Source organism: Hydrocarboniclastica marina, assembly GCF_004851605.1.
In the GTDB taxonomy this organism is placed as follows: Bacteria; Pseudomonadota; Gammaproteobacteria; order Pseudomonadales; family Oleiphilaceae; genus Hydrocarboniclastica; species Hydrocarboniclastica marina.
The window spans coordinates 1,265,967-1,276,536 of record NZ_CP031093.1 but is presented as its reverse complement, the minus strand read 5'-3'; the positions used below and the strand labels follow the sequence as shown (position 1 = coordinate 1,276,536).

Annotated in this window: 11 protein-coding genes; 7 read left to right on the top strand and 4 right to left on the bottom strand. The window is 58.0% G+C overall.

From position 1 onward, the window contains the following. The first annotated feature begins 312 nt into the window (after window positions 1–312). Complete coding sequence (locus soil367_RS05755) at window positions 313–1,293, top strand: chemotaxis protein CheB (protein WP_136547801.1); 981 nt, start codon at window positions 313–315, stop codon at window positions 1,291–1,293. Between the two features lie 24 nt (window positions 1,294–1,317). On the opposite strand, the gene soil367_RS05750 is transcribed toward soil367_RS05755, so the two are convergent. Beyond that, window positions 1,318–1,953, bottom strand: coding sequence for a TetR/AcrR family transcriptional regulator (locus tag soil367_RS05750; RefSeq protein ID WP_136547799.1), 636 nt, complete (start codon window positions 1,951–1,953; stop codon window positions 1,318–1,320). 150 nt (window positions 1,954–2,103) lie between these two features. Here soil367_RS05750 and soil367_RS05745 point away from each other — a divergent pair, with 150 nt between their 5' ends. After that, the gene (locus tag soil367_RS05745; RefSeq protein WP_136547797.1) at window positions 2,104–3,309 is read left to right on the top strand and encodes a DAPG hydrolase family protein; all 1,206 of its coding nucleotides are present in this window, start codon (window positions 2,104–2,106) and stop codon (window positions 3,307–3,309) included. A gap of 216 nt (window positions 3,310–3,525) precedes the next feature. Then, on the top strand, window positions 3,526–4,194 hold the full coding sequence (locus soil367_RS05740) for a class I SAM-dependent methyltransferase (protein WP_136547795.1): 669 nt from the start codon (window positions 3,526–3,528) through the stop codon (window positions 4,192–4,194). Between the two features lie 4 nt (window positions 4,195–4,198). Here soil367_RS05740 and soil367_RS05735 read toward each other — a convergent pair whose 3' ends face one another. Further along, complete coding sequence (locus soil367_RS05735) at window positions 4,199–4,771, bottom strand: hypothetical protein (protein ID WP_136547793.1); 573 nt, start codon at window positions 4,769–4,771, stop codon at window positions 4,199–4,201. 277 nt (window positions 4,772–5,048) lie between these two features. After that, entirely contained in the window at window positions 5,049–5,207 is a 159-nt protein-coding gene (locus soil367_RS18960) for a TA system antitoxin ParD family protein (protein ID WP_281283917.1), read from the bottom strand. A gap of 160 nt (window positions 5,208–5,367) precedes the next feature. On the opposite strand from soil367_RS18960, the gene soil367_RS05725 reads away from it, so the two are divergent. Continuing rightward, a complete protein-coding gene (locus soil367_RS05725; RefSeq protein ID WP_136547789.1) occupies window positions 5,368–6,267 on the top strand; it encodes an SMP-30/gluconolactonase/LRE family protein in 900 nt (299 codons plus the stop codon). Between the two features lie 133 nt (window positions 6,268–6,400). Continuing rightward, window positions 6,401–7,117, top strand: coding sequence for a 5,6-dimethylbenzimidazole synthase (bluB, locus tag soil367_RS05720; protein WP_136547787.1), 717 nt, complete (start codon window positions 6,401–6,403; stop codon window positions 7,115–7,117). Between the two features lie 182 nt (window positions 7,118–7,299). Here the strand turns inward: bluB and soil367_RS05715 are convergent, their stop codons facing one another. Then, window positions 7,300–8,244 carry a hypothetical protein gene (locus soil367_RS05715; RefSeq protein WP_136547785.1) on the bottom strand — a complete coding sequence of 315 codons (945 nt, stop codon included), beginning with the start codon at window positions 8,242–8,244 and terminating at the stop codon, window positions 7,300–7,302. Between the two features lie 417 nt (window positions 8,245–8,661). Here soil367_RS05715 and pomA point away from each other — a divergent pair, with 417 nt between their 5' ends. Both pomA and soil367_RS05705 read left to right on the top strand, forming a co-directional pair. Then, window positions 8,662–9,438: a flagellar motor protein PomA gene (gene pomA / locus soil367_RS05710; protein ID WP_136547783.1), complete on the top strand. Its 777-nt coding sequence runs from the start codon at window positions 8,662–8,664 to the stop codon at window positions 9,436–9,438. 3 nt (window positions 9,439–9,441) lie between these two features. After that, entirely contained in the window at window positions 9,442–10,353 is a 912-nt protein-coding gene (locus soil367_RS05705; RefSeq protein WP_136547781.1) for a MotB family protein, read from the top strand. Window positions 10,354–10,570 lie beyond the last annotated feature (217 nt).

The window sequence follows — 10,570 nt, the reverse complement described above, 5'->3', positions numbered from 1 at the left end:
ACCGGGCGCGACAGATGACTGCGCATGAGTTCCGTTTCAGCATGAGCGAACCCGATAGAGCTGCGCCAGACTTCATGCGCGAAAGGCCCAAAATGCGCAGCTGAACAGATGATTTTTTACATCGGTGCAAAAAAATTTACAGCGCCGCACCACAGCACAGAGTTGCAACTAAGCATAGAGTTGCAACTAAGCATAGAGTTGCAATAACGCATGGAGTCACAACAAAATATGAGGCAACAGTAAAGCACTGGTCCCAATGCCTGACGGGTCTGGCGCTGGTCGAAATCCAGGGAAGGAGCCTGCGTTTACATTATGGACAAGCACGACATCATCGTAGTGGGCGCCTCGCTGGGCGGCGTTGAAACCCTGCCCCGGCTGCTGGCTCAGCTACCGGCGGACCTCCCAGCTTCAGTTTTTATCGTCCAGCATGTGGCGCCCCAGGGGCCAGGCTTGCTGGCCAACATCCTCAACCGGGCCTGTGCCATGCCCGTTGGCCTGGCACAAGACGGTCAGGCTATCGAGAAAAGTCGCGTCTATCTGGCACCGCCGGACCACCATATGCTTCTGGATGCTGATGGTGTGCGAGTCGTTCATGGGCCCAAGGAGAACAGCTCAAGGCCGGCGATTGACCCGCTTTTCCGGTCGGCTGCGGCGCGCTTCGGCCCGCGGGTCATAGGCATCATCCTGACGGGCGCCCTCGACGATGGCAGCTCCGGCCTACGGGCTGTTAAACGTTGCAATGGCCTGACGTTGGTCCAGGAGCCCCGGGACGCTTTCTGCCAGGACATGCCCAGCAACGCCCTGGCAACGGCTGAGCCGGTTGACTACCAGCTAGCAGTCGCCGAAATGGGCCAGATCATCCAGAAGCTGGTCGCTCAACCCGCGGGAGAACGCGTGCCAGTCCCGAAGGATATTCAGCTGGAGGTCAGGATGGCGGAACGGACAGCAAGCATTACGGAGGAAGAGATGACAGGCAGCCTGGTGCCCATCATCTGTCCGGATTGCGGCGGGACCTTGTGGGAACATGACGACGGTAAGCTACAGCGCTTCCGTTGCCATGTCGGGCACTCGTTTACCGCGCTTTCGCTCCTTGCGGCCCAGAGTGAGGAAGTCGAGAGGTCGCTCTGGGTGACGCTGCGCTCACTGGAGGAACGAACGGAGCTCCTGTCGAGGATGACGGAGTCTGCCCTGCGCCGAGGCCACAGCCGAACCGTCGACTGGTATTCGGAAAAAATGGCCGATATCGAAGACACTACCGAGAAAATCCGAAGCCTGCTGACGGGCCAGAGTTAGACGGCAGCGACCGTCAGCCTGAAGCTATGCCTGCGGTGGACCGAAAAGGACAGCCATTATCAAGTCCGCCCGATCCTGTATGCCATGGCTTAGCGGATACGACGGCTCGACGCTCGCGCTGGGATGCAGAATGCTGAAGAACGTCAGGCTGATAAGCGCGTTGAAGAAGCTGTCGTTGGTATGAAAGCTCAGTGCCGGGCATACCGCCCGCGCTCTATTGAACAATTGACCGATGACAGTGTGGATGTCCTGAAAACTGGAAGTACAGAACTGCGCACGCTCTCCACCTGACTCGCTCTCGCGCACCAGCAGACGGGTATAGAGCGGGCGCGCAGATGAGAGGCGAATGAACTCAGAGACAACTCTGCGGAAAGCCTGCAGTGGGTCATCGCCTGCCAGCGCCTCCTGAATACCCGGCAACAAAGCCCTCCGGTATTCCTCAAATACCCCCTGGATCGCGGCCTTCCACACCTCCAGCTTGCTGCCGAAGTGATGCCTGATCATACCGTGGGTAACCCCTGCCTGCGCTGCGATTTCACGCACGCTTACAGCGTCGAAACCCCGCTCGGAAAAACGCTCCAGTGCGGCCGAGACGATGAGTTGGCGCGTGGCTTGCGCCTCAACCGCCGTTCGTCTTCCTGCCCCTTTTCGCTCCGCCATAAGTCCTCTCTGGCCCACTTGCAATCGAGGCGTATGGTAATGGATCCCGCGAGCGGAGGCATCTTGGTTGACGTCTACCGGGAAAGTTGGCACTCTCTTTTAGCTATCCAAATGGATAGCTAAATAAAAATAACCCAAGGAGTGCAACCGATGCGCCTTCTCAGCCTTGCCCGTTTATGCAAAGCAGTGCTTTTCTCTGCGGCGTTCGCCGCGGCGGCACACGCCGCGCCAACACCTGGACAGTACGAAAACTCCCTGTCTGTAAATCAGGAAGTTATCGGCATCGTGCCGCAAATGCTTGACTGGTGGTGGGACAACATCCGCACCGAAGAGCGGTTCCAGCGGTGGGCGCCCGGAGAACATCTGGACTTTCGCTTACTGGAGCCCCCTGCCGCGCCCAACAACCTGACCTACTCTGTAGGCACGACACAGCGCATAACCACTTACCTTGGCGGCTTTCCTGTCACCACGACGGTCACCTGGCGGAGCCCCGACCTCTGGCCCGTCGATAACGCTGACGCGCATACATTGGTAGCCGAACTCGAATTCGACGGGCTTACCGATATCTCCCGACCGGGCAATGGTTGGCTGATCCATGAATACGCCTATAACGAAGACCTTGACGGCGTTGTTATGGAAACAACCGTCCTGCTACCAGACGTGGTTGAGGCGGCTTATCCCGGCTACACCGTTGCGCTCGAACAGCATATCCGAAACAAAATGCAGAACTTACCGGACTTTCTGCCGGAGCTGTTCAGGCAGGAGTTTGTCGTCGCGGAGCTTGAGTCCCGTGGGTCATTCCGCGTCAGTTGGCAGGGACTCTGGAAGAAGACAATTGTCGTCGACCAGGAGATCAAGGGACTGATGCCCGAGATGGTCGACTGGTGGTGGGACAACATAGACACGACCGCCCGCTACAAGCTCTGGCATCCCGTCGCCCATACGAGTTTTGAGTGGGTCGTTCCACCGGCCTATGCTGATCGCCTCGCCTACAGTCCTGGAGCGGTTCAGAAAGTGGATGAGTCTCTCGGCCGTTACGACGCGCAGCTCCTGATCACATGGCTTGACCCTATGCTCGTGGAAGATCGCGTCGAGTATGATCATTGGCTCTACGCGTCGACCGATCTGGCGGTGCTGAAGAACATTCTGCCCCAGACGCTTATCCACGAGTATCAAGCCAACGCGGCGGGTGACGGCATCCTGATGCGGTCGACGTTTACGATCCCATCGTTCTTCGACCTGTTAATGCCGGGATTTTCCAGGCAGTTGGGCAAACATGCCTTACAGGAAATGCAGTTCCTGCAGTACTTCCTGCCTGAAATGTTCGAGCGTGAGTACCTGGAGCCGAACAACTGAACCGGCTTTGGTTCCCGCATCGGGCCCAGCCGGGCGCGGGCGCTCAACACATCGATCCGGAGAATGAGAATTCCTTCACACAGGAGCGCATATACAACTATATGCACCACTATGTTTTTGAGGGACCATAACCCTTACTGATACTTCCCCACGAGCGATCGCACCGCAGTCCGACAGTGCGCCGGAGCATCGCAGAAAACAGGAACCAAGAGCCCGATGGAAAACATAACACGCAAGCAGGTTTCAGCAGGGCAGGATGTCTACGGAAAACTCACCCTCGCGGCGTATGACGCTCTGGTATTGGGTGCGACCTGTCGCTGGCTGTGGCAGTGCAAGGCCAGCCAGATGCTGGAGCAGTACAACACGCTGGTAAGCGATAATCATCTGGATGTGGGTGTCGGCAGTGGCTACTTTCTTGACCATTGCCGCTTCCCCTCCGACGCACCCCGGCTGGCCTTGATGGACTTGAACGAGGACTCGCTGAACTTCACCGCCCGACGCGTTTCACGCTATTCGCCGGAGCTCTACCGTCGCAACGTGCTTGAAGACATGTCCGTCGGGGGCCGTAAATTTGACTCCGTCGGTATGAATTTTCTCCTGCACTGTTTGCCTGGCTCATTCGGGTACACAGGCCGCGTGTTCGATCACTGCAGGGAGATTATGAACGACGGTGCTGTTCTATTCGGCTCGACGGTGCTTGGGGCCGGAAACAGACCCAATCTGTTAGCCCGGGCACTCATGGGCTTCTATAACAGGAAGGGAATATTTTCGAACAAGCATGACACCGAAACGGCCCTCCGTGAGGAGCTCAGCAAGCGCTTTTCAGAGGTTCAGCTGCAAGTGCGGGGAGAGGTCGCGCTATTCTCAGCGAGAAAGGATGGCTGACGGCTCAGTATGCTGTTTTTTTCAGCTCCTGGTTGACCACAAACCCTGCCCGTCGGCGGCCTACGTCACCACGGTACCGGGCTTTAGGCCCTTCGAGCATAAACGGAAGAGGAACCTGGCGCTGGCGTTCGGTGTAGCCCCAGGTTCCAATGCCCAGATAGACGCCCGGCGCAGCACGCCGCACTTCGTCTACCATATGAATGTCGCCGCACAGTGACTGATAGGCCCGATAGACCAGCTGATAAGCCGGCTTGCCGTCGAATCGGGACGGTGCGATCAACGTCTGCATGGGATAACGCTGCACAACACGACCGAAAATCCGGAATGTGTTATAGCCTCGCCCGGTCCCCGCATCTACCGGCCTGAAGGCCTTGCACAGCCAGGGCATGAGCGGGTTCGACACTGAAACCGCGCCTGAGATCGCGGCAAATAAACTGGGCTGCCGCAGCAATTCAGCTGCGTACTCACCGTCCATCTCTTCCATAGCCGGAGCTTCCATCCCGCCAAACACCACCAGCAGTTGTTCCGTGGAGAGTCGCCGCAAGCCCTCCGCCGGGATTGCGCTTACCTGTGCCATGATTTGTCCCGTCTGTTATTTGTTATTCTTTGCGTGCGAGCGCCGCCGACCGACCGACCGACCGACCGACCGACCGACCGACCGACCGACCAAATATATTGATCCGCAATCATACCGTAACGCAACCATACTGAACCGCAGCGACAGCGCGTTGCAAATCTGGCAGGATCGCCGCTGCAGGCCATCATGACCCAGCGCTGAGCCCTTCCCCGTTAGCGCCGCGTCTCCTCCCGCAGTGTGAGGTCTTCATACCCATCCGCAGCTGGAGACCTGCATCTTATCCGCGGTTTGCAGCTTCACCGCAGACGCCGGCAATCTTCCTGATGTCGACACCGGCATGGTTCAGCTGTTCACTCACAATCTGCCGAAAGGTCATGCCCGGGTTGGCCTCGGCAAGCATGCCTATCCTGATCCAGTACTCGGCCCGGGCATTGATGAGGCGGTATTTAAGGTAGAAGCCGCCAGCCCGAATAGCTGAAGCTGGTTCCTAAGCAGTCGGGGCAGAACCGGCACCCGGCAACCGCGCAAAAGCGGTTTGCTAAGGTCCGGCATGTCGTTAAGCTGGCGCCCTGCCAATACACAAGGGGACGCGCTCAATGACCGGACACCTACAGTCGCTTTTCACCAAGGGTCACTTTTTTGAAGGGCCGCGCTGGCATGACGGGCGCTGGTGGGCTTCTGATTTCTACAGCCACACTGTCTGGGCAATCACGACAGACGGGAGCGCCGAACGAGTCCTGACCGTTAATGAGCAGCCCTCCGGCCTGGGCTGGATGCCTGATGGCTCTTTACTCGTGGTATCCATGCGCGATCACAAGGTGCTTCGACGCTGGCCGGACGGTCGCACTGAAACCCATGCGGACCTGTCCGTGCACGCCACCGGCTGGGCCAATGACATGGTCGTGGACAGCCAGGGGCGGGCCTGGGTCGGCAACTTTGGCTGTGATCTGGCCGGCAAGGACGCTCTCCGTCCAGCGGCGCTGGTCAGGGTAGACCCGGACGGTACCGCCGTGGTGGCCGCCGAGGACCTCTACTTTCCCAATGGCAGCGTTATCACACCCGACGGCGGCACACTGATCGTCGGCGAAACCTTCGGCAACTGCCTGACCGCTTTCACGATCGAGAGGGACGGACGCCTGACCGACAGACGACCCTGGGCTACCTTTGGCCAAAGGCCCGCCCCGGGTCCGCGGGCAGAGATGGTGCAGCAGATCAAGGTAGCACCCGACGGCTGTTGCCTGGATGCGGAAGGCTTTATATGGGTGGCGGACGCAGTCGGTCAGCGTTGTATACGCGTAGCCCCAGGCGGCGGCATTGTTGACCAAGTAAAAGCACCCCAAGGACTAGGCATTTTCGCCTGCATGCTCGGCGGTGATAACGGGCGCACCCTGCTCCTCTGCTGCGCTCCGGACTCCAGCCCCCGGCACCGCAGCGCAGCCGCGGAAGCGGAGCTGCTAACATGCGAGGTAGAGGTACCCCATGCCGGACGGCCTTAGGCTTCAACCAGGGTCCGCGCTGCCCCACTTTTAGTTAGATAACCATGTCGAGCCAGCGCAAGCGCTGTCCAGAAAGGCGTCCTGTAAAAAGGATGGTGTCCCGCCTTCGCCTGTTCGTCCAAGGAAACGTCAAATGAATGACAATAACCGCCCGTTTACGGCGGAAGAAACGAGAGGCCTGTACAGAGCCATTTACGAGCGTCGGGATGTGCGCTCCCAGTTCCTGCCTGACCCGATCCCGGCGGATGTGCTGGCCCGCTTACTCAACGCTGCCCACCACGCGCCTTCGGTCGGGTTCATGCAGCCCTGGGATTTCCTTGTGATCGATAGTCTTGAGGTACGCAGGTCCGTGCTCGGTATCTTCGAGCAGGAAAACCGCAAAGCCGCCGAGAACTACCCCGGCGACAAGGGCACCCGCTACCGTTCGCTGAAACTCCAGGGCATTCTCGAAAGCCCGCTTAACCTCTGCATCACCTGCGACCGAAGCCGGGGCGGCACCCATGTACTGGGCCGTAATTCCATTGTTGAGACCGACCTGTTCAGCACCTGCCTGGCGGTGCAGAACCTCTGGCTGGCTGCCAGGGCTGAGGGCATTGGCGTGGGCTGGGTCAGTATTCTGGACCAGCAACAGCTGGCCGAAACCCTGAAGCTCCCTGACGAAGTCTATCCCCTTGCATACTTGTGCATGGGTTATGTCAGCGAATTCCTGGAGCAGCCTGAATTACAGTCCAAAGGCTGGCGCTCGCGATTGCCTCTGGAGGAGCTGATTCATGGCAATATCTGGGGCCGTCCGCTGGACAACGCAGAACTTTTGGCGGCAATCGGTGCCGAGGGCAAATCGGAGCTGTAGACATGAGAATCGGTTAAGCCTGGAGTTCGGTAGACGCTGTCCTTAGCTTTTCGCGGCCGCCTTTCCCGTCGCCCCTACCCTTTGAACCAGATTGCAGTTGAGCCAGATTGCAGTTGAATGAGAGTGACTTCCGGGTATCCCGGTTTATCGCCAGTGATTAAGAGCGGACCCTCTGTTGATCGCTATTCAGCGGCTATCCGTCCAGTAACTGCCTGCTTCTTGGCTGTCTTTTCGGGCGCCGCCTGTTTGGTTGCTACCTGCCTGCTTCCTGCCTGCTTAGCGACCACCTGCTGGACCACTGCCTTTCCCGCTGCGGCTGACGGAGCTTCAGCAGAGCTCTGTTGCTTCATGCCTTTGCGCGCACCCTTCTTGAACAAGGTTTTACGTGCGTCGAGAATCAGCAGCTTTACGAAGCTCATATGATCCAGCGAGCCGATACAGGCCATTTCCTTGCCGTTCATCCATTCCGCATTGCGAGACTCGAAAAACGCAATTTTGGGCACAAGGCGTTCGTTGTCTGTGATCGGCGTGACAAAATCCTGGAGGGCGCAGGCGTCCTCCCCAAAGTCGAGCAACATGGTTTCCGGGTCCAGCTTGCCCGGGAACAATGCCTCGCTCGCAGCGGCTGCTACTTTTTTGAGGTAGGGATCATCGCCGTCGATATTGGGATAATAGTTGTAGAAGTTATTGGCCATGGTGAGATACGTGCGATAGCCCATGGAAATGAGGAACCAGTGAAGTTCGGCGAACGGGTAGCGTAGCCGCTCCGATAATATCCACCTGGCAAAGGACTTGGGAAAGGCAGAGTTGCCCCAGTACTCCTTTGCCATGACGGTGTCGCCGCTGAACAGCATCTTGACCTTACGGCCTTCGACCTCGATATCAAACCGCGTCGCCGTCGAGAACCCGACTACTTTGCCATCCGACTTGCGCTTGGCAATATGCACGCCTGTCTTGTTGGAAAGGTCTTTGAGGAAGGTTTCCAGTGGCGCGTTGCGGTAGTACGTGGCGAACAGGTCGTACATGCCCATGCACTCATCGACGCTGATCCGCTCACGCTTCTTATAGCCCATGGTGATCGGGCCGGGTTTGCTTCCGTCCGCATGACTTTTATTTTTGTCTGACATGGTTAAGCGCTCTTACTCAGTATGAGTTGGTCTTGCTTCCCTTTATCTACTGACATCAAGATCCGCCTGGCCCATAGACAATCATGGTCGGCTCCGCCGGAAGAAACAGAAGCTCGGGATGAATAGCAGTGCCGCCATAACAGGGCACGCGATAGATTCGAATAAGTAAATGGTCGCATAGCTATCCAGTAGCCAGTATGAATGCCCGGGGCGGAGCATTCTTTGAAACAATCGAGTAAAACAATACTCAGGTTAAAAAAAGTACAAATACCGCTGCCGTACTGAGCGTTAGTCATTACTATCAGGCTGTACTCTTCGAACTCGGCCCTAATAACCGGGAACTCGGGACGTGCGACTGTTAGGATGGCAAGCTTTCTCTGCTTTTTTACAGCTTAAACTCAGGAATATGGTGTTACTGTGGATTTTGCCACTCTAGTCGGCCTCGTCGGCGCCCTTCTGCTTATCAGCTCTGCAGTCATTCTCGGGGCAGCACCCGACGTCTTTCTCAACGGGCCATCGCTTCTCATTGTTATCGGTGGGACCTTGCTCGTCGTGCTGTCGAAGTTCAGCTTCAAGCAGTTCCTGGGCGCCTTCAAGGCAGCCGCCCGGGCGTTCAAGTTCAAGCTGCCGGATACTCAGGAGAGCATCGAGGAACTGGTGGAGGTGGCACAGATCGCCCGCAAGGAAGGCGTACTGGGACTGGAGCAACGCGAGGTGCAGTCGCCGTTTCTGGGAAAAGGCATCCAGATGCTGGTAGACGGCCAGGCCGGTGAGACTATCCGCCAGCTCCTGACCAAAGAGCGGCTGATGACCCTGGACCACAACCGTTCAGGCGCCAAGGTATTTACGGCCATGGCGGATGTAGCGCCCGCCATGGGCATGATCGGCACCCTGATTGGCCTGGTGCAGATGCTGTCCAACATGGAAGACCCGAAGTCCATTGGACCCGCCATGGCCGTCGCCCTGCTGACTACACTCTACGGAGCCATGATTGCGACCATGATTGCCGGCCCTATCGCCGATAAGCTCTCCCTCAGGATGACAGAGGAAGCCCGGCTGCAATCGCTCTATACCGATGCGCTGGTGGCCATTCAGGAAGGAACCAACCCCCGCGTTATGGAGCAGATGCTGAGCAGCTATCTGCCCCCCGAAAAACGGGAAAAAGCCAATGACACCCAGGCAGCGGGCGGCTGATTGATGGATGAGCTGCCGGAAGAGGAGAAACCGGGCATTCCCGCTTGGGTCGTCACCTTCGCGGATCTGATGTCGCTGTTGATGTGCTTCTTTGTGCTGTTGCTCTCGTTCTCCGAAATTGATGCACAGAAATTCAAACAGATCGCCGGCGCAATGTCCCAGGCTTTTGGCGTGCAGCGGGAAGTGATCGCCCTTGAGCCCCCCGAAGGCACCAGCGCCGTCTTCGACCAGTTTTCACCGGCACCGCCCGAGCCCACGCTTCTCAATGAGGTTCGCCAGACCCAGTCCGAAGAAGCGCCCGAACTTGAGACTTTGCGGAGTGCACAGGATGAGAAGATCCAGGCAGAGCTGAAAGCGCAGATGGACAGCACCGCCGCCCAGATACGCTCGCTGCTGGAGGATGCGATCGAGGACGGCCGTATCGAGGTGGAGCAGAACCAGCAACGCATTGAGATCAGGATCGAGGAAAAAGGCTCTTTCCCCTCAGGCTCCGCCAAGCTGACCTGGGAGTTGGAGGGCCTGCTGTTGGAAATGGCTGAGCTGCTGGCCCGGATACCGGGCAAGCTGAGCGTCGAGGGTCATACTGACAACATCCCCATTCGCACAGAGCAGTTTGAGAGCAACTGGAACCTCTCCGCGGCCCGCGCGTCTGCGGTAGCAAATGTCCTGCTGGCCAGCGGCGAAGTCGATCCCCAGCGGCTTGCGGTCACAGGGCTTGCGGACACAAAACCCCGATTTCCCAACACCACGCCGGTGAACCGGGCCGAAAACCGTCGGGTGGAGATCATAGTCGACCGCTCAGGCCCGCTCCAGGAAGAGGAGGTCCGTCTACGGGAATTGCTCGACCGGCAGGACAGCGAAAACGGCCCGGCGATCATCGACCTCACCCTGCCTGAGGACCAGTTATCCTGGTGACGCAGCGCCTGGCTGCCGGCATGTTCAGTCGGTGGAAAAGGCTCTCCAGTCCGGTAGCGCCTCCACTTCGGTTAGCCATGCCACATTGGTGCACACAACATCAATATGCACCGCTATGGACCACTTAACGGCTTTTTTATCCTCCTCCGCGCGGTCAGCGCCACATCATGATCTGCTTAACGCCTTGCGGGCAAAGCTATTGCATTAATCTGGAACA

Bases quoted from the DNA above. Each gene is read 5' to 3' on its own strand.
- soil367_RS05735 (WP_136547793.1), bottom strand. From the start codon at position 4,771: ATGGCACAGGTAAGCGCAATCCCGGCGGAGGGCTTGCGGCGACTCTCC.
- soil367_RS05755 (WP_136547801.1), top strand. From the start codon at position 313: ATGGACAAGCACGACATCATCGTAGTGGGCGCCTCGCTGGGCGGCGTT.
- soil367_RS05750 (WP_136547799.1), bottom strand. From the start codon at position 1,953: ATGGCGGAGCGAAAAGGGGCAGGAAGACGAACGGCGGTTGAGGCGCAA.
- soil367_RS05745 (WP_136547797.1), top strand. From the start codon at position 2,104: ATGCGCCTTCTCAGCCTTGCCCGTTTATGCAAAGCAGTGCTTTTCTCT.
- soil367_RS05725 (WP_136547789.1), top strand. From the start codon at position 5,368: ATGACCGGACACCTACAGTCGCTTTTCACCAAGGGTCACTTTTTTGAA.
- soil367_RS05705 (WP_136547781.1), top strand. From the start codon at position 9,442: ATGGATGAGCTGCCGGAAGAGGAGAAACCGGGCATTCCCGCTTGGGTC.
- bluB (WP_136547787.1), top strand. From the start codon at position 6,401: ATGAATGACAATAACCGCCCGTTTACGGCGGAAGAAACGAGAGGCCTG.
- soil367_RS05715 (WP_136547785.1), bottom strand. From the start codon at position 8,244: ATGTCAGACAAAAATAAAAGTCATGCGGACGGAAGCAAACCCGGCCCG.
- soil367_RS05740 (WP_136547795.1), top strand. From the start codon at position 3,526: ATGGAAAACATAACACGCAAGCAGGTTTCAGCAGGGCAGGATGTCTAC.